Here is a 25,043-nt window from a genome sequence, read left to right as displayed (position 1 = left end):
ACGGTCAACTTTGATGTTTGACTAGCGTGGAGGGCTGACCGTCTTGTGACAGCGCCCTTCTGTTTTCATTATACCGATTTGAGCCGTTTTGTCAAGGGCTTCCGCGCCGGTTCCTTTTTTCGACACCAAAGGAAGCGGCGGAATTGACAAAAAGCGACACAGCGTGATAGAATCAAATCAGCGTTGCTGTATAGTGGCGGTTGGCCCATTTTCTCCCAGGCAAATACCAATCGGGGGGAGGTGGTGCGGATGTGGAAGAAGCGGTTCATCACCGTAGTGCGGTTTCTGGTGTTTTTCATCGGAGCGGCGCTGATACTTACCACAAAAGCGTGCTAGCCGTCCGGATGGCTCCCGAACGGCTAGCTTAGTTTAGCTGGCATGGGACGACCGCCGTACAGCAGCGCCCTTCTGTTTTCATTATACCGATTTGAGCCGCTTTGTCAAGGGCTTCCGCGCCGCTTCCTTTTTTGCCGTCAAAGAAACCGGCGCGGCACAGAGGCCGCGCCCTACAGTATAACAGCTTTCGACAGGCGCCGCAAGAAAAACCGCCGCTGTCCCGTGTGGACAGCGGCGGTTTTGTCAGCAAAATTATTCCACCGTCACCGACTTTGCCAGGTTCCTGGGCTTGTCGATGTCACAGCCTCTTTGCAGGGCCACGTAATAGGCGAACAGCTGGAGGGGCACGATGCCCAGGGACGGCTGAAGCAGGGGATGAGTCTCCGGCACAGAGAGAACCGCATCGGCGGTTTTGGCCATCCGCTCCCGATGGGGCTCGGTGGTCACCGCCAGCACCTCGGCCCCACGGGCCTTGACCTCCACCACATTGCTCATGGCCTTGTCAAAGAGGGCGGCGTGGGTGCCCAGGGCCACCACCAGCGTGCCGGGCTCAATCAGGGAGATGGTTCCGTGCTTGAGCTCGCCGGAGGCGTAGGCCTCCGAATGGATGTAGCTGATTTCCTTGAGCTTGAGGGAGCCCTCCAGCCCCATGGCGTAGTCCAGGTTCCGGCCGATGAAGAAAATGGAGTCATGATTGAAATAGCGTGAGGCAAAATACTGGGTGCCGGCGTAGTCCGTGAGATACTGCCGCATTTTGTCCGGCAGGCGCTGGAGCTCCGTCAGAATGTCCCCGTATTCGGCGGGGGAGATGGTGCCCAGCAGGTCCGCCAGATACAGGCCAATCAGGTCCAGGGCCGCCAGCTGAGTGGAATAACCCTTGCTGGTGGCCACGGCGATTTCCGGCCCGGCCCAGGTGTAGAGCACATGGTCCGCCTCCCGGGCGATGGAGCTGCCCACCACGTTGCACACCGCCAGAGTCCGGCCCCCCAGCCGCTTGGCCTCTCTCAGGGCGGCCATGGTGTCCAGAGTCTCGCCGGACTGGCTGATGGCGATGACCAGGGTGCGGCTGTCCACCAGAGGCTGACTGTACCGGAATTCAGAGGCCAGAGCCACCTCCACCGGGCGGCGCAGCAGACGTTCCCAGACGTATTTGCCCACGATGCCCGCATGATAGGCGGAGCCGCAGGCAATCATGTAGATGTGAGAGATATTTTTTGCTTCTTCCGCCGTGAGGCAGAAGCCGTCCGGCACCACCCGGCCCTCCCGGATGCGGGGGGCGATGGTCTTCTGTATGGCGTCGGGCTGTTCCAGAATCTCCTTGAACATGAAGTGAGGATAGCCGCCCTTTTCCGCCGCCGCCGCGTCCCAGTCCACATGACTGTGCTCCTTCACCACGGGGTCCATCTCGTGGTTGAACACATCCGCGCTGTCCGCCGTCAGGACGGCGATTTCCCCGTCGCTCATGTAGACCACGTCCCGGGTGTGGCGGAGGATGGCCGTCACGTCCGAGGCGATGAAGTTTCCGTTTTCACCGAAGCCCAGGATCAGGGGACTGTCCTTCCGGGCGGCGATGAGGGCGTTGGGATAGTCGGCGCAGATGATGCCGAAGGCATAGCTGCCCTCGATGCGCCGCAGCACCCGGCCCACGGCCTCCAGCATGCTGCCGCACTCCTTGTAATGGAATTCCAGCAGCTGGGCCACCACCTCCGTATCCGTGTCGGAGGTAAAGACAACGCCGTGGTTCAGAAGCTGCTCCTTGATTTCCAGATAGTTTTCGATGATGCCGTTGTGGACCAGGGCAATCCGCCCGTCGGAGCTGACATGGGGGTGGGCGTTGACGTCGTTGGGCTCGCCGTGGGTGGCCCAGCGGGTGTGTCCAATGCCCAGACAGCCCTCCAGCTCTGCGCCGCCGCGGGTCAGGTCCGCCAGGACCTGGAGCCGGCCCTTGGACTTGCGGACCTGCAGGCCCTTTTCCCGGGACCGCACCGCCACACCGGCAGAGTCATAGCCCCGGTATTCCATCTGCCGCAGGCCCTCCAGCAGGATAGGGGCCGCCTGTTCCCGGCCCACGAATCCGATGATTCCGCACATATGAAATGAGTTCCTCCTAATTCGATATTCGATCAAGAGGACAAACGCGCAGTGATCTGTCTTCTTCTGGCGGCCGCGGCCCCTCTGTTTTGCGGTCGCCCGCATATTTAAGGCCGCGTATCGCGCCCGCCGGCGCGGAAGGGCATCCGCCGAATGCTTCGATTGCAGGGCTTGACAGCCCTGACGCTCCCTTCTCCTCGTCTTCGTCGGCGCAGGCTCCGTATCCTGCTTTTCCGGGCCCCGCCCTTTAGGGAAGGGACCGGAACGGACCGGAATCGTGACGCCGAGATCTGGCGCTTCTGCATGGAATCCTGAGTTCCATGAACCTCCTTTCTCTCTGCGCTTTACAGCCTATGAAAAGCTGATGGTTTATTATACTGAGGACAGAGAAAAAAGTCAACGCCATGCAGGGGGTGTCCGTTCCCGCGTTTTATAGCGGGAATGCCATGCAGGGGAGGGGCTCTGGCGGGGAAATGGCCTGGTCAGGGGACCAGGCCCCACAGGGTGTTCTGCCGATATAGTCAGCACAGTTGAAAATCGGCAGATACCGATTTTCAAACAGCGGCGGAGCCGCTGACGGGTAAGGTAAAAACCCGATGTGCTGACTATGAAGTCCACCGCAAGGCCGTTTTGCGGCCTGTGCGGCGAATCATCGCCGCACTTGTTGAAAAGAAGCAAATGCTTCTTTTCAACTGCGGTGACTAAAGAAGAGGTGTGGGGCCCGGTCCCCTGACCGGGCCATCCCTCGGAATCACACCGCTCCCGGAGTTGCGGGAGGAACCGCCCCCAATGCCGGGGGACAGTGAGGGGCCTTCGCAGGAACTAGCCGGCAAAAAAATTCAAAAAAACTTTGATTTTTTGAAAAGTTTTCCCCCGGGATGCCTTGCCGTCAACCTGACAAGATGATATACTTGTTTAGAATCGGTTTTTGGTGAGAACCACAAAGACCGCAGTATAGAGTGGAAAGGAACATGTGATATGGTAAACGTTAAATCCTTCCAGATGGACGCCTTCCTGCCCGCGTCCTATGAAGAGGCCCTGTCCTCCAGACTGGCCGAGGCTCAGGAGAAGCTCCAGAAGGGCACCGGCCTTGGCCATGAGTTCACCGACTGGGTCCGGCTCCCTGAGAACTACGACAAAGAGGAGTTTGCCCGCATCCAGGCCGCCGCAGCCAAGATTCAGGCCGACTCCAGGGCGCTGGTGGTCATCGGAATCGGCGGGTCCTATCTGGGCGCCCGGGGCGTGATTGAGTATCTGGGCTCTCCCAACTATAACCTGAAGAAAAAGGATACCCCCAACATCTACTTCATGGGCAACGGCCTGTCCTCCGACGCCATGCAGGAGGTGTTCGACATGATTGGGGATGATGATTTCTCTGTCAATGTCATCTCCAAGTCCGGCACCACCACCGAGCCCGCCGTGGCCTTCCGCTTCTTCCGGGAGGCTCTGGAAAAGAAATACGGCAAAGAGGCCGCCAAGGGCCGCATCTATGCCACCACCGACAAGGCCCGGGGCGCGCTGAAATCCCTGGCCGACGCCGAGGGCTGGGAGAGCTTCGTGGTGCCCGACGGCGTGGGAGGCCGCTATTCCGTCCTCACCGCCGTGGGTCTGCTGCCCATTGCCGTGGCCGGCATCTCCATCGAGGAGCTGATGGCCGGCGCCGCCCGGATGATGGAGACCTGCCGCACGGCCTCCTATGAGAGTCCCGCCTGGAAATATGCTGCTCTCCGCTACTCCCTCTACGAGGCGGGCAAACCCATTGAGGTGCTGGCCTGCTATGATCCCGCCTTCCGCTTCATGCTGGAGTGGTGGAAGCAGCTCTTCGGTGAGAGCGAGGGCAAGGACGGCAAGGGCATTTTCCCCGCCAGCGTGGAATTCACCGCCGACCTGCACTCCATGGGCCAGTATATGCAGGCCGGCACCCGGAACATCTTCGAGACCGTGGTGCGCCTGGGCGCTTCCGCCCATCAGCTCTGCGTCCCCTCCGACGAGGTCAACGGCGACGGTCTGAACTTCCTGGCGGGAAAGTCCATGGACTATATCCGGGACAAGGCCATGGAGGGCACCCTGCTGGCCCACACCGAGGGCGGTGTGCCCAACGTCATCGTGGAGACCGGAGGCAAGACCGCCGGGGCCCTGGGCGAGCTGATTTATTTCTTCGAGTATTCCTGCGGCCTGTCCGGCTACCTGCTGGGAGTGAATCCCTTCGATCAGCCCGGCGTGGAGGCCTATAAGAAAAATATGTTCGCTCTGCTGGGCAAGCCCGGCTATGAGGAGCAGAAGGCCGCCCTGGAGGCCAAACTGGCGAAATAACCGGAATGCTGCGGAAGGAGGGAAACCCCCTTCCGCCAGCCCCGGGGCTGGCGGCTTCCTCCGTGAGGAGGCCGGGGGCTGCGGGTGCCCTGCCCCTTTTCGCAAACGGGGAGGCGCGGCCCTGAGGGGGATTTTCCCCCTTCAGGCTTCGCCGCGCCTCTCTCCAATCGCGGAAGCAATCCATTCGCAATCCATTCTTTAAGGAGGAGCTTATGAGACAGGCAATTCAAATCGGCGCCGGCAATATCGGCCGGGGATTTATCGGGGCCCTGCTGGCTCAGGCGGGCTGGCACGTCACCTTTGCCGACGTGGTGGAGCCCATCATCGAGGCTCTGAACCGGGACCATGCCTACACGGTCCACATTCTGGACCGGGAGCCCGGCGAGATTGCCATTGAGAACGTGGACGGCGTGATTTCCACCTCTCCGGAGTTTGCCCAAAAGGTGGCGCAGTGCGACCTGATTACCACCGCCGTAGGTCCCAATGTGCTGCCGGTTATCGCTGGGTCCATTGCCGCCGGCATCCAGGCCAGAAAGGCCGCCGGGAATACCGCCCCCATGAATGTGGTCTGCTGTGAAAACGGCCTGCGGACCACCACCCGTCTGAAAAACGAGGTTCTGAAGCACCTGAATGAGGATGAGACCGCTTTTCTGGAGGCCAATATCGGCTTTGCCGACTGCGCCGTGGACCGCATCTGCCCCAAGCCCAGCTTTGAGAACATTCTGGACGCCGCGGTGGAGCGTTACTGCGAGTGGGACGTGGAGCGGGCCTCCTGGAAGGGGGAGCAGATGGAGATTCCCGGCATGACCTATGCCGACAATCTCATGGCCTATCTGGAACGGAAGCTCTTCACCCTCAACAGCGGACATGCCATCTGCGCCTACCTGGGCTATCTCAAGGGCTATGGGACCATCAAGGAGAGCATCGCGGACCCCTTCATTGGCGACACGGTCTATGCCGCCATCAAGGAGAGCGGCGAGGGCCTGATCCGGGAATTCGGCTTTGACCGCGAGGCCCATTTTGCCTATGTGGACAAGATTTTCGGCCGCTATCAGAACCCCTTCCTGGAGGACGAGGTGCTGCGGGTGGGCCGGGAGCCCATCCGGAAGCTGGAGCCCGGCGACCGGCTCATCAAGCCGCTGACCACCACCGCTTCCTATGGTCTGCCGGTAAACCACCTGATCTTCGGCGCTGCCGCCGCCCTGCGGTTCGACTGCGCCGGGGACCCCCAGAGCGCGGAGCTCATGGGGAGGATTCAGGAGGACGGCGCCGGCGCGGCCCTGGCCCACTACTCCGGGCTGAAGGCCGAAGACCCCCTGTTCACCCGGATTCTGGACGTGTACCGGGCTTTGGGCATCGCCCGGCGCTGAAGCGCCGGACGGCAAGCCGGCCGCCTATGGGCGGCCGGCTTCCATTTCAGCTCCGCTGAAATGGTGTTTATTGAAAACGAGAGAAACCCCTGATGGGTTTCTCTCGAGCTCTCATCCTTTCCGAAGAATGAAGACAATTCGGTTTTCGACAAGGTGAAAGAGACCCGTCAGGGCTCCTCCCGTTTTCTGATTCGGACAACGCTTTTGAGAACCGGCAGAGGGCTTTCGAGTCAGACGGAGCCCCGGCGTATCCTGTGCGCGGCGGCGCTCAAGGGAATTCAGCTCAGACAGCGGCCCGCCCGGCAGAGGAGGCGTTCGTCCCTCCAGGCCAGCCGTCCGTTGACATAGACCCGTTCCATGCCGGTGGAGAGGCGTTTGCCGTGGCCGAAGCCGGCGTTGTCCCCAATCCGCGCCGGGTCGAACACCAGCAGGTCGGCAAAGCCGCCGGGACGGAGAACGCCCCGGTCCCGGAAGCCCATCCGCTCCGCCGGAAGCAGGGTCATCTTGTGAACGGCCTCCTCCATAGTCAGGACACGGGTTTCCTGTACATAGTGCCGGAGCACGTGGGGGAAGGAGGCGTAAATACGGGGATGAGGCGTGTCGGTGAGGTTATACAGGGAATCGGAGATGACCATGGAATAGGGGAGCTTCATAATGCGGACGACGTCCTCCGGCGAGATGTTCAGACCGATCATGCTGACGCTGCCTTCCTCCGAGGCCAGCAGCTCCGCGATGAAGGCATACTCGTCTTCACAGCCTGACAGCAGGGTGCAGTCCCGGATGGTTTTTCCCAGGTATCTCCGGTTTTCCGGGCGGCGGACGCCGCTGATCATGGCGTGGGTCCATCGAAAGTCCAGGTCGATGAGCTCATCCCTGGGCCCGGGGTTCCGGTAGCAGTGCCGGAGCCGGTCCACCGTGTCCGGCTCGGTGATGCGGGCCAGGATGGAGGAAAATTCCTCCGTCAGAAAGGAGGCGGGCAGGATGGAGGCCAGGGTGGTGGCGGTGCCGTGATAGGGGTAGAGGTCCACGGTGACGTCCATGCCCTCCTCCCGGGCTGCCTCAATCCTCTCAATCGCCCGGCTCAGAACGCCGCCCCAGCTGGCGGGGCCCAGGGCCTTGAAGTGACTGATGCCCAGGGCCATTTCCGCCGAGCGGGCCACCTGGATGCTCTCCTCCACAGCCTCCGCCAGACGGGCGGCCTCGTCCCGCATGTGGGGCATGTACAGCAGCCCCCGTCCCCGGCAGGGGGCCAGCTGCTCCGTCAGCTCCCGGGTGGTGGTGCAGACCTCCGGCAGATAGACCAGCCCTGTGGAAAAGCCCCGGAGACCGCAGTCAATGGCCTGGCGCACATAGTCCCGGGCCTGCTCCAGCTCCGCCGGAGTAAAGGGGGAGGGGTCATAACCCTTCACCGCCAGGCGGATGGCCCCCAGCCCCTGGAGGGTGGCGGTGTTGACGGCGGGGGCGATATGCCGCAGGGCCTCCAGATAGTCGGCCATGACGGGGTAGCGGGCCCCGTCGAAGGAGGGGCCATGAGTAGACAAAACGTAATCATAGAGCCCATTAGAACGCTCCGTATAGGGAGCGAAGGAGAAGCCGCAGACCCCCATGCCCACGGTGGTGATGCCCTGGGCCAGCTCCACGGAGCCGAAGTCCGGGGAGAAGACCGCCAGATCCGCGTGGCGGTGGAGGTCGATGAATCCCGGCGTCACGGCCTTCCCCGCGGCGTTCACCACCAGAGCGTCCAGCCCCTCCGGGTCAATGCGGGGCGACACCGCCTCGATGCGGTCCCCGGATATCAGGACGTCCCCTGTAAAAGGGGCCTCCAGACGGCCTGTGTAAACCGTGCCCCTCTGAATCAGAATCCGGTCCATGGTCCTATGCCTTCATCACATGGACCCGGTCCGCCGTTTCGTCGGACCAGAACAGCTCCTGCATGGGGTCCAGGTGCTCCTGAGACCAGAGCCCCGGCGCGCCGCCGGTGTGCATCAGAATGGCGCCCCCCGGGAGCATCCCCCGGCGGGCCAGGTCCGTGAAGCCGTGGAGCACCTTGCCGGTGTAGCAGGGGTCGGCAAAAATGGCCTCGGTCCGGGCCAGCAGCTCGATGTGCCGCTGGGTGACGGGGTCGGGCTCGTTGTAGCCCACGCCGCCGTAAGGGGTTTCCGCCGGGCCGCACTCCAGACGGAGGTCTCCGGCGGAGCAGGTGAAGCCCATGTCGAAAAAGGCGCTGAGCTCGTTGATGAAGGCGGCGGTCTCCTCCCTGGGGCGGTAGTCCGGCTCAATGGGGATGCCGATGACCTCGAAGGGGGCGTGATAGTACTTTGCCCCGGCCCAGAGGCCGGCGAAGGTGCCGGTGGAGCCGTAGCCCACCACCAGATATCTGGCCTGAATGCTCTGCTCCTCCATCTGGCGCATGATCTCCGGAATGGCCTGCACATAGCCGGCGGAGCCGATGACGGTCTGGCCCCCTACGGGGATGGAGAGAACCCTGTCCCCCCGGGCCTCATATTCAGCGATGATTCGGGCGGCGCATTCCTCCAGGTGGCGGCTTTTGGCAGCCTCCCGCTCCTCCTCCGGCAGGGCGTCCAGGGCGCTGCTGTCCACAAAGTAGATGTCGCTGCCCATGAGACGGTCCAGCAGCAGATTGCCGGACAGGCGCTCCGGCCTGGCTCCCTTCAGCACCAGAATGGGCTTCAGCCCGAAGCGGATGGCGGCGGCGGCGGTGAGGCGGCCATGGTTGGTCTGGACGCCTCCGAAGGTCATCAGGGCGGTGTAGCCATTGTCCAGAGCATACTGGACGATGTAGTTCAGCTTTCGTGCCTTGTTGCCCCCCAGGGCCAGGCCGGTGAGGTCGTCCCGCTTGATGTAGAGAGGGCCGCCTCCCAGCTCCCGGGTCAGGGCGGGCATGTACTCCAGGGGCGTGTTGACATAACCCGCCTGAGCGTGCTTCAAATCTACAATGTTCATGTTGATTCGCCCTTTCTGTAAAAGATTGATATAGGCCTTGTTTGAAAAATGTCGAAACGCCCAAACAGCGGATCTTTTTCCGCCACTCTGCGTTAAATTTCCTTGCCGGGCGTCAGCCCGCCTGCGAAAATTTGCCTTGATTGGCGGAAAAATCTCTCGCCATTGGGCATTCCGCCAATTCTCAAACAAGGCCTAGAGGCTGTTTTAAAACCAGCGGAATGCCGGATGGGGGCAGATTATTTCGCCAGACAAGGCGATTGGACGCGGGAATCCTGACGGATTTCAAGTCCAATCAACGCAGTCCTGGCGGAATAAGATACCCCAAGACGGCGTTTTGACGGTTTTAAAACAGACTCTAATCAGCACAGTTGAAAATCGGCAGATACCGATTTTCAAACAGCGGCGGAGCCGCTGACGGGTAAGGCAAAAACTCCTTGTGCTGACTATAAGCTGTGGCAGGAGGTTCCGGGGTCTGCGGAAATAGCGTCGGATACGAGGCTTCCTGTACAAGTCTGTTTTATTATAGAGACCAAAAGACGGTCTTGTCAACGGCCGGCGTTCTCCGGAAAGGCGATTCAACAGGAGAATTCTTTTGTGTTCTCCTATTAAATCCTGTATTATCCGGTTACTGCCGGAGCCGGCGGACTCCTGAAAATGCTGCCCTTTTCCGGGCGGTACAGCATACCGATTCAGACGGCGCAAGGCTTTCCCCGCCTGATAGGGAGAAAAACGGGACCCATTGGGGAGAAATGGCACACGGTTTGCTTTAATATTTGGCGGCGCACGGAGCCTGTACAAGTCCGGCAGCTTGACGTCCGCCGAAGACCCCGGCTGAGAGGAACCGGCAGCCGCACCGTGAAGAGAAAGGAAGAGAGAACCGATGACAAACGATACGCAGACTGTAAAAAAGTATGGATTCGCCGCGTTTATCCCCATGTTTGTATTCCTGGGCCTGTATCTGGGCTGCGGAATCTACTACACCATCACCGGAACCGTAGAGCAGCCCTGGAACCAGTTTCCCCGCCATGCCGCCATTCTGGTGGGCATTGTGGCCGCGTTTCTGATGAACCGGTACATGCCCCTGACGGAAAAGGTCTCCAAGTTCTGCCGGGCCGCCGGCGACGAGGGCACCATTATGATGTGCATGATTTTCCTGGTGGCCGGCGCGTTCTCCGGCGTGGCCAAGGCCATGGGCGGGGTGGACAGCGTGGTGAACCTGGGCCTGTCCCTGGTGCCCGTCCGGTTCATTCTGCCGGGCATCTTCATCATCACCGCCCTGGTGGCTACGGCCATCGGCACCTCCTCCGGCGCGCTGGTGGCCATCGCCCCCATTGCCCTGGCGGTGGCCGAGGGCACCGGGTCCAGCATTCCGCTGTACTTTGCCGCCGTCTACAGCGGCGCTCTCTTTGGAGACAATCTCTCCATCATCTCCGACACCACCATTGCCGCCACCACCGGCGCGGGCTGCGAGATGAAGGATAAATTCCGCATGAACCTGCTGATTGCCGTGCCTGCGGCCCTGGTGACGGTGATTGCCTTCTCTCTGATGAGCAGCGGCGCCCAGCCCATCAGCGGCGACCTGTCCTACAGTCTGGTAAAGATTATCCCCTATGTCTATGTTCTGGCGGCGGCCATCTGCGGCATGGACGTGTTCATCGTCCTGATCAGCGGCACATTCCTGGCGGGCCTGGTGGGCATTTTCACCGGGAGCCTGACCCTGGCGGGCTTTGCCCAGGCCATCGGCTCCGGCATGTCCGGCATGATGTCCACCGCCATTGTGGCCATTATGCTCCGGGGCCTCATCGGCATCATCACGGTCTACGGAGGCATCGACTGGCTGGTGGACGTGCTGCACCGCCGTGTCCGCACCCGGAAGGGCGCGGAGTACTGCATCGGCTTCATGTCCGGCCTGCTGGACTTTGCCCTGATTAACAATACCATTGCCATCATGATTGCGGCGCCTCTGGCCAAGGACATTGCCAACGAGCACCACATCGCCCCCAAGCGGAACGCCAGCCTGCTGGACATTTTTGCCTGCGGCGTCCACGGACTGGCCCCCCACGCCGGCGGTATGCTGACCCTGTCCGGCTTCTACGCGGCGCTGAATCCGCTGGCGGTGGTCCAGTATAATTTCTACTGCTACTTCCTGCTGCTGGCCGCTGTGATTACCATTCAGTTCGGCCTGATGCGGACCCCCGAGGAAAAAGAGTACATCCGGCAGCAGAATGAGGCCAAATCGGCCAGGCGCTGAGCGGCGAAAAGGAGAGACAGAAGAGTCATGAAAGAACAGATTTTGCAGATGGCGGAGTCCGCCGCCCCCCGGCTCCGGGAAATCTGGGAGGACCTGCACCGGAACCCGGAATTGGGCTTTGAGGAGTTCCGCACCGCCGGGAAGGTGGAGGAAATTCTGAGGTCCCTGGACATAGAGACGGAGACCGGCGTTGCCGGCACCGGCGTGGTGGGTCTCATTCGGGGGGCCCAACCGGGAAAGACCCTGCTGATTCGCGCGGATATGGACGCCCTGCCCATTGAGGAGGCCACCGGCCTGGCCTGCGCCTCCCGGTGCGCCGGGAAGATGCACGCCTGCGGCCATGACGCCCATGTGACCTGGCTGCTGGGGACGGCGATGATTCTCTCCCGGCTGCGGGACCGGCTTCACGGCACGGTGAAGCTGCTGTTCCAGCCCAGCGAGGAGCGGAGCTGCGGCGCGGAGAGGGTGGTCCAGGCCGGCGTGCTCCAGGGGGTGGACATGGCTCTGGCCGCCCACGTCACGCCGGATTATGACGCCGGGACCTATCTGATTCAGGAGGGGGCCGTGACCTCCAACCCGGATTTCTTCCGCCTGAAGCTCTTCGGCAAGGGCTCCCACGGCAGCGAGCCCCAGAGCGCCGTGGACGCCATCAACATGGGCGTGCAGGTCTATGAGCTGCTTCAGACCTTTGTCAGCCGGGTCTGCGTGCCTGCCGATCCGGTGGTGCTGTCGGTGTGTACCTTCCAGAGCGGCACCAACTGGGGCACGATTCCCGGCGAATGCGAGCTCAGCGGCACGGTCCGGAGCTTCCGGCCGGAGATTCCGGAGAAGGCCAAAGCCTTCATCGAGGACTGCGCCAAAGCCGTCACCTCCCTCTACGGCGGCAGGTATGAACTGATGTACCGGATTGCCTGCTGGCCGGTTCAGAATGAGCCGTCCCTGACGGCCCGGGTCCGGGCCAACACCGCGGAGCTCCTGGGGAGCGGGGCGGTGGCCTCTGAGGCGGACAAGTACATGGGGGGAGAGGATTTCTGCTACATCTCCCGGGAGGTGCCCTCGGTGTACCTCTTCGCGGGCTGCCGGAACGACGCCCTGTTTCAGGCCGTTCCCCTGCATAACCCCTCCTTCCGGCTGGATGACAGCATCCTGCCCCGCACGGCGGCGCTGTTCGCCTATAACGCCCTGAAGCTGCTGGAGGCGTAAGGCGTCCGAAGCCGCCAAAGAGCCCGGCGGGACGGAGGGCATGACGGAACACGGAAAAGCCGGCTCCGCTTTCGCGGAGCCGGCTTTGTATATGGATAGGTTCTGTGTCCCCATGCTCCGCCGGAGGCCGTGATGAGGCACGGCCCGCAGAACAGGAGGAACAGCGCCGCCCGTCGGCCCTGTGTTTGGCAGCCGGTCCGTCAGCTCCGGCGCTCCCGCAGGACCCGCTGAACGGTTTTCAGCAGCTGGGGGATATCCAGAGGCTTGGTGAGGTGGGCGTCCATGCCGTGGGACAGGGACTTGCGGATGTCGCTCTCAAAGGCGTTGGCGGACAGGGCGATGACAGGCACCTGGGCCCGGAGGGGGTCCGGCAGGGCCCGGATGGCCTCCGCGGCCTTCCAGCCGTCCATCACCGGCATCTGAATGTCCATCAGCACCAGGTCGTAGTGCTCCGGCGGGGCCTGGCGCAGCAACTCCACGGCGTCCTTGCCGTTGCAGGCGGACTCCACCTCAAACCCCAGGTCCTGAAGCAGCTCCATTTCGATTTCCAGATTGATGGGATTGTCCTCCGCCACCAGCACCCGTTTCCCGGCCAGAGGCACGGCGGAGACCGGCGCCGTCTCCGGTCCGGCGTCCCGGAAGGGGAGGCGGAGGGCCACGGTAAAGGCAGTGCCCCGGCCCAGGGTGCTCCGGACGTCAATGCTCCCGCCCAGCATATCCACAATGTTTTTGGCGATGGTCAGCCCCAGGCCCACGCCGTGGACGCCGCTGTGGGTGGTGTTCTGCGCCCGGGAGAAGGGCTCGAAAATATGGTCGAGGAATTCCGGCTCGATGCCGATGCCGCTGTCCTCCACAATGAAATGGTACAGAGCGCCGTGTTCCCCGGCGGCGCTCCTCTGGGCGGCGGTGAGGGAGACGCTGCCTCCGGTGTTGGTGTAGGTGATGGCGTTGTTGACCAGGTACATCAGCAGCTGCCGCAGCTTTTCCTGGTCGCAGAGGACCGTGCTTTGGGTCAGGGATCCGCAGTCCAGAGAGAAGGACAGGTCCTTTTCCGCGGCCTTGGGGAGGAATCCGGCGTGGATGTCCTCCATCAGCGTCCGGAGGTCGCAGATGGACTCCGCCGTCTGAGGGTCGCCGGAGCCGTTCCAGGACAGCTCCAGAACCTTGTCGATCATCTCCAGCAGCTGGAGGCTGGCGGTTTCCAGCTTCTCGGCGTAGTGTTGGACGGCCTCCGGGTCTTCGGCCTTTTTCCGGACCAGGGAGGAGAAGCCGAATATGGCGTTCAGCGGGGTGCGCATATCGTGGGAGATGTTGGAGAGGAAGGCGTTTTTGGCGGCAATGGCCGTGCTGGCGTCGCTGAGGGCCTCCGCCAGCATCTGCTTCTGCTCCATCTCGTGCTGAATTTCCTCGTCCACCCGGCGGCAGCCGATGACCACCTGCCCCGCCGGGCCGGTGTGCCCCGCGTCCACCACCCGGAGCTGAAGATACTGGAGTTCTCCGCCGCTCAGGGCCCGGTAGTTGATATAATAGGTGGTCTTGCCCGCCAGCCGCTCCCGGATGGACTGCCTGGTCAGCTCCCCGGCCATGGTCTCCCGGTCCTCGGGGCAGACCCAGGTCTGAATATAGTCGTCCATGTACAGGGAGAAGCGGCGGGGCTGAAAGCGCTTTTCAAAAGCGTGCTCCGTCCGGCTGCTCAGTCGGTAGGGCAGAATCTGGTCCTTTTCCAGGTCCACGTAGAAGATGGATTCATAGTTGATGCTGAGCCCCTCGATGACCTTCAGGCGCCGCAGGTATTCCTGGTTGATTAAGGACCGCTCCTTGTCGTATTCCTCAATGACGCTCTGAAGCTGCTGTTCCCTGGCCTCCCGCTGGCTGAGAAGCAGGTCCAGCTCGGTCTGGCGGCGGGCCAGCTTCTCTGTGGCGTCGCTGAGGAAGACATAGAACAGGTCCCCCACGGCCTCGCTGTGGATGAAGTGGCCATAGTCCTCAATCCAGCGGATTTCTCCGTCCCTGCGGATGATTCGGTACTCCACATAGTCCAGGTCGTACTGACTGGCGGAAACCTGTTCCCAGATGCTGCGCTCCACAGCCTCCAGATCCTCCGGATGCACCATTCCCCGGAAGGAGTTGCCTGTCAGCTCCCGGAATTCCTGAAGATTTCCGCACTGGAAAATGTGCAGAAGCTCCCGGTTGGCATAGATGATGTCCTCTCCGCCGCCGGCATAGTAAATCAGGACGCCGCCGGGCATCTCGTCCATGAACCGCATGATCTCATAGGCCATCTGCGCGCCCTGGACATCCGGCGGCTCCAGCCCGGCGAAGTCTCCGCCGGAGTCCATGAAGCGGTTGATTTCAATGTTGGACCGGCGCAGAAAATTCAGGAGATTCAGGACGTGCTCGATTAAACGATGCGGTCGCTCCTGGTGATTCATAAACTGACTCCTTATAAAAAAATCTGTATTTCCAACAGCCGGAGCGCGCCGGACGAACAGAGGGCACCCGCAAAAACAGACGCCGGTCATGCCGGCAAGGGGGAGCGCCGGGTGTGTCCGGGCGGCTTCCGGTAAAAATATACAATATATTCTATCAGAAGAATGTCCGTATGGCAAACATATTTTTGAGAGAAGTCCGGCCAAACGGGCATTTTGCGCCGGTTCCTCCCGCGGCTCCGGGAGTGGCGTGGTTCCGAAGGATGGCCCGGTCAGGGGACCGGGCCCCACACTTCTTCTATTGGTAGAACACCCTGTGGGATTGGGCCCCTGCACTATCAGCAGAACACCCAGTGGGGACTGGTCCCCTGACCAGGCCATTTTCCCGTGAGCGGACACTTCCAAAACGGGTCCTGATGTTGCCAAAGGGACGGCGCTGTGCTATAGTCAGAGGAACAAAAAAAGCGGAAAGGAAACGCTTCTATGGAAACCATCATCGACGCCCATCTGCATCTGTTCACCGGCCCCGACGCCGGGGAGAGAGCCCGGCAGGTGGGCCATGAGAACAGCACGGCCCATCTGCGGCAGGTCTATCAGGAGCTTGGCATCCTCCATGGCGTGATTATGGGAAACGGAGGGCTGGAGCTGGAGGAACACGACTATCCGCCGGACCTGTTTCACTACTGCGTGGGCCTGGACAGCAGGCTGCTGGGGGGCATGGAGCTGTCCGTCTCCGAGATTGCCGACCGGGTGGAGGCCCACCTGCGGCGGGAGAGCTGCTGCGGGGTGAAGCTGTACCCCGGATATCACAAGATTCCCCTGTCCGCCCCGCTGTACCAGCCCGTCTATGAGCTGGCCCGGCACTATGACAAGCCGGTGGCGGTCCATATGGGACTGACCTCCTTCCCCCAGGCCCACCTGAAATACTGCCACCCCCTGGCGCTGGATGAGATCGCGGCGGACCACCCCTCCGCCCGGTTTGTCATGTGCCATTTCGGCAGTCCCTTCTGGGAGTCCGCCGCGGCGGTGCTGGCGAAGAACCCCAACGTCTCCGCCGACCTCTCCGGGCTGCTGGAGGGCCGGACGGATCTGGACGCCTGGTTTCGGGAGCAGGCGGGGTATGCGGACCTGCTTCGGACCTGGCTGAAGGCCGCGGGGCGCTGGGATCAGATTCTCTTCGGCACCGACTGGCCCATTGTCAATCTGGCGGAGTATATCGCATTTGCGGACCGGCTGCTGCCGGAGGCCCGGCGGGATGCGGTGTTTTTCAGCAACGCCAACCGGGTCTACGGCCTGGGGCTCTGACGGAGCCCGGCGCTCCGGGAACGGGTCGTATCCGCCTGCGCGTCTCATCCGGCGGCATTTCGCCGCCGCCGGAGCCTTCCTGTGTGGCCTCTTTTCCGGCGGACGGGGGCATGCTCCGCAAAAACCCTCGACCGCCGGCAGAAACTGTGATATACTGAGTGCAGACTGAAGCGAGAAAGGAAGAGATATTATGTGGGCAGAGCAAGCGGTATTTTATCAAATGGTTCCCCTGGGCCTCTGCGGCGCGCCCCGGGAGAACGACGGCGTTTTGACCAGCCGGATTCTGAAGCTCATGGACTGGGCGGAGCATCTGGAGCGCCTGGGCGTCAGCGCCCTGTATCTGACCCCGGTTTTTGAGAGCGACCGCCACGGCTACGACACCCGGGACTACCGGAAACTGGACTGCCGCCTGGGGACCAACGAGGACCTTGCCAGGGTGGTCAGGACCTTCCACAGCCACGGCGTCAAGGTGGTGCTGGACGGGGTGTTCAACCACGTGGGCCGGGGCTTCTGGGCCTTCCGGGACGTTCAGGAAAAAAGATGGGACTCCCCCTATAAGGACTGGTTTCACATCAATTTCGACGGAAATTCCAACTATAACGACGGCTTTTGGTACGAGGGCTGGGAGGGACATTTCGAGCTGGTGAAGCTGAATCTTCGCAATCCCGCCGTGGTGGATTACCTGCTGGACTGCGTAAGGCTCTGGGTGGAGGAGTTCGGCATCGACGGCCTGCGGCTGGACGTGGCCTACTGCCTGAACCCCGAGTTTCTCCGCCGCCTGCGGCAGTTCACCGAGGGGCTGAAGCCGGAATTCTTCCTGGTGGGGGAGACCCTCCACGGGGACTACAACCGCTGGGTGGGAGACGGACTCCTTCACTCCTGCACGAACTACGAGTGCTACAAGGGCCTCTACTCCAGCCTGAATTCCATGAATCTCTTTGAGATTGTACACAGCCTCAAGCGCCAGTTCGGCCCGGAGCAGTGGACGCTGTACAAGGGGAAGCATCTCCTGTGCTTCGCGGACAACCACGACGTCACCCGGGCCGCCAGCATTCTGACCAATCCCCGGCACCTGCCCCTGCTCTACGGCCTCCTCTTCGGCATGCCGGGCATTCCCTGCCTGTACTACGGCAGCGAGTGGGGGATTCCGGGGGAGAAGTCCCAGGGAGACGACGCCCTCCGCCCTGCCCTTGACAGGCCGGAGTGGACGGACCTGACGGACCGGATTGCCGCCATGGTCCGGGCCCACCGGGAGAGTGAAGCCCTGTGCTATGGGGACTTCAAGGATATTGTCCTCACCAACCACCAGACCGTTTTCCAGCGCCGGACGGACGCGGAACGGGTGCTGGTGGCTGTCAACGCCTCCGACGCGCCCTATACCGCCCACTTTGACGCCGGCTGCGGCCGGGCGGTGGACCTGATCACCGGAGAGACCCACGACTTTGGCGGCGGCAGCGAGCTGCCCCCCTACAGCGTGGCCTTCTGGAAGTGCGAACGGTAACCATGAAAAACTGGAGACAGACGTTCGCTCGGACGGTCAAACCTGAAATGCCCCATCCGCCGTCGTGTTTCCCGCCGCCTTCCCGCAAGGCCTTGACTGCCGGGCGGGTACATAGGGGAACACAAATGTGAATCGTTTTTGAAAAGGCCCCCGAAAAGGTCTCGGGAAAAGTCTCGAAAAGGTTTCGAAAGCGTCGAAAAAATTTCGAAAAGATATCGGAAAAGCCCCCGCCGGTCCGGCGGGGGCTTTTTCCTCCGCCTACTCCAGGGCGCACCAGGCGCTCTGACTCTCTCCGGCGGAGAGGAGGGTGAACTCGTTTTTCCGGAAGCGGATCAGCCCCTCCGCCTCCATCCGGCTCAGCTCGTGGGACAGGGCGCTGCGGTTCACGCAGAGGAAGGCCGCCAGCTCCTCCCGGGAAAAGGGGGCCCGGAAGGTGCGGGACTGCCGCCGCCGGGCCTGCATGGTCAGCCAAGTCAGCACCCGGTCCCGGAGGCCCCGCCGGGAGAGAATGGCGATGCGGTAGTGCCGGCGCATGTTCTCCTGAGCCAGCAGAGTCAGCAGCGCCCGCCAGACGGCGGCCCGGTCCCCCTCCGTCAGGCCGCCGTCCTCCTCCAGAAGCAAGCTGCCGGGAAACCGGAGAATCTGAACCTCTCCGGCGGCTATGGCGTAATAGGGAGCCCGGCGGCTGTGGGTGCACAGCAGTTCCGCCCCCAGCACCTGGCCGGGGCCCAGGGCGTCCATAAGGCTGCCTGTGCCGTCGGCAAACAGCTGCATGATCTGCACCCGGCCCGCCGCCGCCACGGCGAACCAGTCTACCGTCTCCCCGGGGGTGATCAGTGCTGTGTTTTTGGAACAGCGCCGGAGAGCCCCCCGGGGCAGGACCCGGTCCCGCAGGGCCTCCTCCGAAAGTCCCTCAAACAGCGGACAGCGCCGCAGCAGCGGCAAAAGATTTTGCTCCGTCTCCATGGTGCCGCCCTCCTTTTCCCGTTTTCCCAGAGTATATCACAATTATGTTGGCAGGACAACTTATTTTTTCGGGCCGCTCCCTTATAATCAGGGCAGGAACATCAAAGCCGGAGAGGAGCGCCGCCATGCTGGACTGCCACAATCGGAATATTACCTATCTCCGCCTTTCCGTCACAGACCGCTGCTCTCTCCGCTGCCGGTACTGCATGCCTGCGGAGGACGTGCCCGGAGGGGACTGCCTCTGCTCCGCGGAGGAGCTGGTGGAGATTGCCCGGGCAGCGGCGGCCTGCGGCATCCGGAAGGTCCGCCTCACCGGCGGGGAGCCCCTGGTCCGCCGGGACATTCTGGATATCTGCCGGGGGATCGCCGCCATCCCGGAGGTGGAGGAGCTCTGCCTGACCACCAACGGCGCGGCCCTGGCCCGGCTGGCGAAGCCCCTCCGGGAGGCGGGAGTCAGCCGCCTGAATATCAGTCTGGACACCCTCCGGCCGGAGCGCTATGCCTACATGACCCGGGTGGGCCGTCTGGAGGACGTATTCCGGGGTCTGGAGGCGGCGGAGGAGGCCGGATTTACCGGAACAAAGCTGAATGTTGTGCTGATGAAGGGCTTTAACGACGACGAGATACCGGATTTTCTGGACTTTTCCTGCCGATATCCTGTGGAGGTCCGGTTCATTGAGCTTATGCCCATCGGAGAGGGGCGGAACGCCCAATTCCTCCCGGCGGATGCGGTGCTGGAGTCCCATCCCTTTCTTCGTCCCCTGGAGGGCTCCGGCGTGGCCCGGCGGTACCGCTCCCCCGGCGGGCGGGGAACGGTGGGGCTCATCGAGCCTATGAGCCACCGGTTCTGCGCCTCCTGCGACCGCATCCGGGTGACGGCGGACGGGAAGCTGAAGCCCTGCCTGCACTCCCGTCAGGAGATTTCCCTCCGGGGCCTCTCCGGGGAGGCCCTGCGGCTGGCCATTGAAGCGGGCATCGCCGCCAAGCCGGAACGGCACTATATGAACGAGACCGGCCGCAGTGAGGCGGGCCGGCGGATGAATCAGATTGGAGGATGAAGGCGATGGAGCTGACCCATGTCAACGAACAGGGCCGGGCCCGGATGGTGGATGTGACGGAAAAGGCCGTCACCTTCCGCACCGCCCGGGCCGAGGGCCGGGTCCGGATGGCGGCGGAGACCCTGGAGCTCATCCGCACCGGCGGGGCCCCCAAGGGGGACGTGCTGGCGGTGGCCCAGGTGGCGGGGATTCTGGCGGCGAAGCGGACCCACGAGCTGATTCCCATGTGTCACCCCCTGCGCCTGACGGCGGTGGACCTCCGGTTCACTCTGGAGGAGGGCGCCGTCCATATCCGGGCGGAGGTGAAATGCAGGGGGGAGACCGGTGTGGAGATGGAGGCGCTGACGGCGGTGTCCGCCGCCGCCCTGACCGTCTATGACATGTGCAAGGCGGTGCAGAAGGACATGGAGATTACGGACGTCCGCCTCTGCCGGAAGACCGGCGGAAAAAGCGGCGATTACGAAAAGGAGTGGTGAGGGTGGCACAGGTGGTATCCGTCAACATCAGCGAGAAAAAGGGCACTGTGAAAAAGGCGGTTCCGGAGATTCACCTCCGGCTCCGCCACGGCATCGAGGGGGACGCCCACGCCGGAGACTGGCACCGGCAGATCAGCCTGCTGGCGGAGGAGAGCGCGGACAAAATGCGCGCCCTCCTGCCGGACCTCCAGCCGGGGGCCTTTGCCGAGAACATCAACACCCGGGGCGTCGACCTGAAGCGCCTGCCCGTGGGGACCCGGCTGCGGCTGGGGGAGACAGTGGTGGAGGTCACCCAGATTGGCAAGCAGTGCCACAGCGACTGCGAGATTAAAAAAGTCACAGGCACGTGCGTCATGCCCACCGAGGGCATTTTCGCTGTGGTGGTCAGGGAGGGGCGCGTCCGGAAGGGCGACCCCATCGAGATTCTGGGGGAGGGGGAGACATGAAGCTGATCCGCACCCGGGAGGCCGTTGGCCATGTCCTCTGCCACGATATGACGCAGATTATCCCCGGAACATATAAAGACGCCCGCTTCCGCAAGGGCCACGTGGTCCGGGAGGAGGACATTCCCGTGCTGCTGTCCATGGGCAAGGAACACCTCTATGTCTGGGAGATGGTCCCGGGGATGGTCCACGAAAACGACGGGGCGGAACGCCTCTGCGCCCTCTGCCGGAACGCCCGTATGAACCGCTCCGGCGTGAAGGAGGGGAAGATTGAGCTTACCGCCGCCGCGGATGGCCTCTTCCGGGTGGACAGCCGGCGGCTGAACGCCGTCAACGCCCTGGGGGACGTCATGATTGCCACCCGGCATGGCGGCACGGCAGTCCGCAGGGGCGACAAGCTGGCGGGGATGCGGGTGATTCCCCTGGTGATTGAGGAAGAGACGCTTCGCCGGGCGGAGGCCGCCGCAGGGGAGCGTCCCCTGCTGGAGCTGCTGCCCTGGAAGCTGAAAACCGCCGCCGTCATCGCCACCGGCAGCGAGGTGGCCGGGGGCCTCATTCAGGACGCCTTCACCCCGGCGGTGGAACAAAAGCTGGCGGAATTCGGCATCGGGACCGTGGTCCGCCGGACCCCCGGCGACAGGGCGGAGGACATCGCCGCCGCCATTCAGGAGGCCCGGGAGGCAGGCGTGGACCTGATTCTCTGCACCGGCGGCATGAGCGTGGACCCGGACGACAACACGCCGGGGGCCGTGAAGCGCAGCGGCGCGGAAATCACCGCCTATGGGGCCCCGGTGCTGCCGGGGGCCATGTTCCTGCTGGGGTATTACGAAGACGGGACCCCTGTGATGGGCCTGCCCGGCTGCGTCATGTACGCCGGGCGTACCATCTTTGATCTGGTGCTCCCCCGGATTGCCGCCGGCGTCCCCGTTACACGGGAGGACATCGCCGCCATGGGCGAGGGGGGACTGTGCCTGGGCTGTGAGACCTGCACCTATCCCAACTGCGGCTTTGGAAAATAGCGGGGAAGGGCCTCTGCGCCGTCCCTCCAGGCCGCTGTATCGAAGGAGAGTAACGATGAAAAGAGCGCTGGCCCTGATTCTGTTCCTGTTTCTCACCGCCTGCGGCGGGAATTCCGGCGGCGGAAGCGCCGAGGATGTGGAGCTCATTGTCTTCGCCGCCGCCTCTCTTCAGGAGACGCTGGAGGAATGCGGGGCCCTTTACCGGGAGGAGCGTCCCAAGGTCCGCCTGGTCTTTCAGTTCGACTCCTCCGGCACCCTCAAGACCCAGATTGAAGAGGGGGCGGAGTGCGACGTCTTCATCTCCGCCGGACAGAAGCAGATGGACCAGCTGGACAGAGCCGCCGGCCCTGACGTGAACACCGAGGGCCTGGACCTCGTGGCCCGGGGAACCCGCTTCGACCTGCTGGAGAACAAGGTGGTCCTGACGGTTCCGGAGGGGAACCCCGCCGGGATTCACAGCTTTGATGAGCTGAGGGCCGCCCTGGAGGCCGGGGACATCCTGCTGGCCGTGGGGAACGGGGACGTGCCCGTGGGGCAGTACACGCAGAGGATTTTCGCCTTCTGGGGTCTGGACGAAGCCGCCCTGAACGCCGCCGGGGTCCTGACATACGGCTCCAACGCCAGGGAGGTCACGACCCAGGTGGCTGAGGGCCTCGTGGACGGCGGGATCATCTACGCCACCGACGCCCGTTCCGCCGGACTGACGGTGGTGGACACCGCTACGGCGGAGATGTGCGGTCGGGTCATCTACCCCGCCGCCGTGCTGAGCAACAGCAGATTTCCCGGGGAGGCCCGGGCCTTTCTGGAGTTCCTCCGCACGCCCGGTGCCGGGGCCGTGCTGGAGTCTGTAGGCTTCACACCCCTTGACAATTAGGAATGAGAAATGAGGAGTTAGGAATTGTTCCTGTTTTCGTTACAATTCCTAATTCCTAACTACTATAGCAGCCTTCAAAATTGCTGTCGGCGGCCCCTACACACCTCTGTAGGGGGCGGTCCCCTGGCCGGCCTGTTTGCCGGGAATTTTGACGATTGCTATAATTCCTAACTCCTAATTCCTAATTCCTCATTATTCCTGACGTGCGGAGGCGCTTATGGACTGGTTCCCCCTGTACAACTCCATCCGCATCGCCGCTATTTCCACGGTGCTGGCATTCTTTCTGGGCCTGGCTGCCGCCTGGTACACCGCCCGGCTCCCCCGGCTGGCAAAGGGGCTGCTGGACGCGGTGCTGACGCTGCCGCTGGTGCTGCCCCCCACGGTGGTGGGGTATCTCCTGCTGCTGGCGCTGGGCCCCCGGCGGCCCCTGGGGGCCTGGCTGCTGGACACCTTCGGCCTCCGGCTGACGATGACCTGGCCCGGGGCCGTGCTGGCCACGGCGGCGGTGACGTTCCCCCTGATGTACCGCACCGTCCGGGGGGCCTTCGAGTCCTTCGACGAGACGCTGGCCCAGGCGGGGCGGACCCTGGGGCTCAGCGACGCCTGGCTCTTCTGGCGGGTCCGGATGCCGCTGTGCCGCCAGGGCATCCTGGCGGGGACGGTGCTGACCTTCGCCAGGGGCCTGGGGGAGTATGGGGCCACGTCCATGCTGGCGGGCTACACGCCGGGACGCACCGCCACCATCTCCACCACCGTCTATCAGCTCTGGCGCACCGGACAGGACGGCCCGGCCCTCCGCTGGGTGCTGGTGAATCTGGCGCTTTCCGCCGGGGCGCTGCTGGCGGTGAATCTGCTGGAGCGGAAGGAGGGGCGGCCATGGCGCTGACGGCGCGGATAGAAAAGCGGCTGGGAAGCTTCCGGCTGGAGGTGGAGGTGTCCGCCGGGGATTCTCTGGCTCTGCTGGGGGCCTCCGGCTGCGGAAAGAGCCTGACGCTGAAATGCGTGGCGGGAGTGGAGCGGCCGGACCGGGGGCGCATCGAGCTGGATGGCCGGGTGCTCTTCGACAGCGAGGCCGGAATCGACCTGCCGCCCCAAAAGCGGCGGGTGGGTCTCCTCTTTCAGCAGTACGCCCTGTTCCCCCACATGACGGTGGAGGAAAATCTGGCCGTGTGCCTGAGGGGACTGGAGCCGGGCCGGCGGCGGCTGCGGCTGGGGGAGCTGCTGGCCCGGCTGCGGCTGGAGGAGCAGCGGAAGCTGTATCCCCGGCAGCTCTCCGGCGGACAGCAGCAGCGGACGGCCCTGGCCCGCATTCTGGCGTCGGAGCCCCAGGCGATTCTGCTGGACGAGCCCCTTTCCGCCCTGGACAGCTTCCTGCGCTGGCAGCTGGAGGGGGAGCTGCGGGAGGCCCTGGAGCAGTTCCCCGGCCCGGTGGTGTGGGTGACCCATGACCTGGGGGAGGCCCGCCGGAACTGCCGGCAGGTCTGCGTGCTGGACGGAGGGCGGTCCGCCCCGGTGACGGACCTGGAGATCCTGATGAGGAACCCCGGCACCGCTGCCGCCGCCCGGCTCTCCGGCTGCAAGAACCTGGTTCCGGTCTGTCCCGGCGGCATGCCGGGAACGGTGGAGGTCCCGGACTGGGGGCTGACCCTCCGCTGCGCCGCCCCCTGGCGGGCGGAAGCGGCGTCGCTGGGTCTCCGGGGGGTCCGTCCGGCGGAGGAGGGGGAGATAGACAACGTCTTCCTCTGTCAGGTGCTTCGGGTGACGGAGGACCTGGATTCCCTCCAGGCGGCTCTGCGGCCCCAGGGGGCGGCCCCCGGCAGTCCGCCGCTGTGGATGGAGCTGCCCAAGGGGACGCCGCCGCCTGCCGGACTGCTCCGGGTGCGGGTTTCGCCGGCGGATTTGCTGTTGCTGGAATGAGAACAAAAAGGAGGAACTGCGTATGTATACGGCGGCGGTGCTGACGGTCAGCGACCGGAGCGCCCGGGGAGAGCGTCCCGACGGAACGGGGCCCGTGGTGGCCGCGCTGCTGGAGGCGGCGGGGTGCCGGGTGGTGGAGACGGCGGTGGTACCCGATGAGCAGGCGGCGATTCAGGCCGCCTTGACAGAGCTGGCGGATGTCACCGGCGCAGCCCTGGTGGTCACTGCCGGCGGCACCGGCTTTTCCCCCAGAGACGTGACGCCGGAGGCCACCGTGGCCGTCTGTGAGCGGCTGGCCCCCGGCATTCCGGAGGCCATGCGGGCGGCGTCCCTGGCGGTGACGCCCAGGGCCATGCTGTCCCGGGGGGCGGCGGGCATCCGGGGACGGACCCTGATTGTCAACCTGCCGGGGAGCCCCAAAGCCGCCCGGGAGAACCTGGAAGCGGTGCTGCCCGGGCTGTTCCACGGTCTGGACATGCTTCTGGGGGGCCGGGCCGACTGCGCCGGGACGGGCTGAGAACCGGCGG

General features: G+C 63.5%; 19 protein-coding genes. 14 read left to right on the top strand and 5 right to left on the bottom strand.

What is annotated here, in order from left to right:
* Positions 1 to 588 precede the first annotated feature (588 nt).
* A complete protein-coding gene (gene glmS, locus Q0063_RS00360; protein ID WP_297869974.1) occupies positions 589 to 2,427 on the bottom strand; it encodes a glutamine--fructose-6-phosphate transaminase (isomerizing) in 1,839 nt (612 codons plus the stop codon).
* Between the two features lie 978 nt (positions 2,428 to 3,405).
* On the opposite strand from glmS, the gene Q0063_RS00355 reads away from it, so the two are divergent.
* Together Q0063_RS00355 and Q0063_RS00350 are read left to right on the top strand one after the other, a co-directional pair.
* Positions 3,406 to 4,740: a glucose-6-phosphate isomerase gene (locus Q0063_RS00355; RefSeq protein ID WP_297869973.1), complete on the top strand. Its 1,335-nt coding sequence runs from the start codon at positions 3,406 to 3,408 to the stop codon at positions 4,738 to 4,740.
* 212 nt (positions 4,741 to 4,952) lie between these two features.
* Positions 4,953 to 6,110, top strand: a complete 1,158-nt coding sequence (locus Q0063_RS00350) for a mannitol-1-phosphate 5-dehydrogenase (protein WP_297869972.1) — start codon at positions 4,953 to 4,955, stop codon at positions 6,108 to 6,110.
* A 278-nt stretch (positions 6,111 to 6,388) separates the two neighbouring features.
* Here the strand turns inward: Q0063_RS00350 and Q0063_RS00345 are convergent, their stop codons facing one another.
* Together Q0063_RS00345 and Q0063_RS00340 are read right to left on the bottom strand one after the other, a co-directional pair.
* Positions 6,389 to 7,981, bottom strand: a complete 1,593-nt coding sequence (locus Q0063_RS00345) for an amidohydrolase family protein (RefSeq protein ID WP_297869971.1) — start codon at positions 7,979 to 7,981, stop codon at positions 6,389 to 6,391.
* Between the two features lie 4 nt (positions 7,982 to 7,985).
* On the bottom strand, positions 7,986 to 9,074 hold the full coding sequence (locus Q0063_RS00340) for a 1-aminocyclopropane-1-carboxylate deaminase/D-cysteine desulfhydrase (RefSeq protein WP_297869970.1): 1,089 nt from the start codon (positions 9,072 to 9,074) through the stop codon (positions 7,986 to 7,988).
* Positions 9,075 to 9,954: 880 nt separating this feature from the next.
* Between Q0063_RS00340 and Q0063_RS00335 the strand changes: the two genes are divergently transcribed.
* Both Q0063_RS00335 and Q0063_RS00330 read left to right on the top strand, forming a co-directional pair.
* A complete protein-coding gene (locus Q0063_RS00335) occupies positions 9,955 to 11,325 on the top strand; it encodes a Na+/H+ antiporter NhaC family protein (protein ID WP_297869969.1) in 1,371 nt (456 codons plus the stop codon).
* A gap of 27 nt (positions 11,326 to 11,352) precedes the next feature.
* Positions 11,353 to 12,528 carry a M20 family metallopeptidase gene (locus Q0063_RS00330; protein WP_297869968.1) on the top strand — a complete coding sequence of 392 codons (1,176 nt, stop codon included), beginning with the start codon at positions 11,353 to 11,355 and terminating at the stop codon, positions 12,526 to 12,528.
* Positions 12,529 to 12,728: 200 nt separating this feature from the next.
* Here Q0063_RS00330 and Q0063_RS00325 read toward each other — a convergent pair whose 3' ends face one another.
* Positions 12,729 to 14,960, bottom strand: a complete 2,232-nt coding sequence (locus tag Q0063_RS00325) for a PAS domain-containing hybrid sensor histidine kinase/response regulator (protein WP_297869967.1) — start codon at positions 14,958 to 14,960, stop codon at positions 12,729 to 12,731.
* Between the two features lie 480 nt (positions 14,961 to 15,440).
* On the opposite strand from Q0063_RS00325, the gene Q0063_RS00320 reads away from it, so the two are divergent.
* Both Q0063_RS00320 and Q0063_RS00315 read left to right on the top strand, forming a co-directional pair.
* Entirely contained in the window at positions 15,441 to 16,262 is an 822-nt protein-coding gene (locus Q0063_RS00320) for an amidohydrolase family protein (RefSeq protein WP_297869966.1), read from the top strand.
* 190 nt (positions 16,263 to 16,452) lie between these two features.
* Positions 16,453 to 17,763, top strand: a complete 1,311-nt coding sequence (locus tag Q0063_RS00315; protein ID WP_297869965.1) for an alpha-amylase family glycosyl hydrolase — start codon at positions 16,453 to 16,455, stop codon at positions 17,761 to 17,763.
* Between the two features lie 258 nt (positions 17,764 to 18,021).
* Here Q0063_RS00315 and Q0063_RS00310 read toward each other — a convergent pair whose 3' ends face one another.
* Positions 18,022 to 18,729 (bottom strand): Crp/Fnr family transcriptional regulator, encoded by a 708-nt coding sequence (locus tag Q0063_RS00310; protein WP_297869964.1) that lies wholly within the window; start codon positions 18,727 to 18,729, stop codon positions 18,022 to 18,024.
* A gap of 125 nt (positions 18,730 to 18,854) precedes the next feature.
* Here Q0063_RS00310 and moaA point away from each other — a divergent pair, with 125 nt between their 5' ends.
* The 8 genes from moaA to Q0063_RS00270 all read left to right on the top strand — a co-directional run bounded on the left by moaA (position 18,855) and on the right by Q0063_RS00270 (position 25,033).
* On the top strand, positions 18,855 to 19,787 hold the full coding sequence (gene moaA / locus Q0063_RS00305; RefSeq protein ID WP_297869963.1) for a GTP 3',8-cyclase MoaA: 933 nt from the start codon (positions 18,855 to 18,857) through the stop codon (positions 19,785 to 19,787).
* 5 nt (positions 19,788 to 19,792) lie between these two features.
* Complete coding sequence (gene moaC / locus Q0063_RS00300) at positions 19,793 to 20,263, top strand: cyclic pyranopterin monophosphate synthase MoaC (RefSeq protein WP_297869962.1); 471 nt, start codon at positions 19,793 to 19,795, stop codon at positions 20,261 to 20,263.
* A 2-nt stretch (positions 20,264 to 20,265) separates the two neighbouring features.
* On the top strand, positions 20,266 to 20,709 hold the full coding sequence (locus tag Q0063_RS00295) for an MOSC domain-containing protein (RefSeq protein WP_297869961.1): 444 nt from the start codon (positions 20,266 to 20,268) through the stop codon (positions 20,707 to 20,709).
* A complete protein-coding gene (locus Q0063_RS00290; protein ID WP_297869960.1) occupies positions 20,706 to 21,725 on the top strand; it encodes a molybdopterin-binding protein in 1,020 nt (339 codons plus the stop codon). The genes Q0063_RS00295 and Q0063_RS00290 overlap by 4 nt, the downstream gene beginning before the upstream one ends.
* A gap of 55 nt (positions 21,726 to 21,780) precedes the next feature.
* Complete coding sequence (modA, locus tag Q0063_RS00285; RefSeq protein WP_297869959.1) at positions 21,781 to 22,599, top strand: molybdate ABC transporter substrate-binding protein; 819 nt, start codon at positions 21,781 to 21,783, stop codon at positions 22,597 to 22,599.
* A 217-nt stretch (positions 22,600 to 22,816) separates the two neighbouring features.
* Positions 22,817 to 23,485: a molybdate ABC transporter permease subunit gene (gene modB / locus Q0063_RS00280; RefSeq protein ID WP_297869958.1), complete on the top strand. Its 669-nt coding sequence runs from the start codon at positions 22,817 to 22,819 to the stop codon at positions 23,483 to 23,485.
* Entirely contained in the window at positions 23,476 to 24,516 is a 1,041-nt protein-coding gene (locus Q0063_RS00275) for a sulfate/molybdate ABC transporter ATP-binding protein (RefSeq protein WP_297869957.1), read from the top strand. The genes modB and Q0063_RS00275 overlap by 10 nt, the downstream gene beginning before the upstream one ends.
* A gap of 22 nt (positions 24,517 to 24,538) precedes the next feature.
* A complete protein-coding gene (locus Q0063_RS00270) occupies positions 24,539 to 25,033 on the top strand; it encodes a molybdenum cofactor biosynthesis protein B (RefSeq protein WP_297869956.1) in 495 nt (164 codons plus the stop codon).
* Positions 25,034 to 25,043: the final 10 nt, after the last annotated feature.

The organism is uncultured Oscillibacter sp., from assembly GCF_947654275.1.
Classification (GTDB): domain Bacteria; phylum Bacillota; class Clostridia; order Oscillospirales; family Oscillospiraceae; genus Oscillibacter.
Note: the sequence above shows the minus strand (reverse complement) of the source record. Positions and strands in the feature narration are given on the sequence as shown.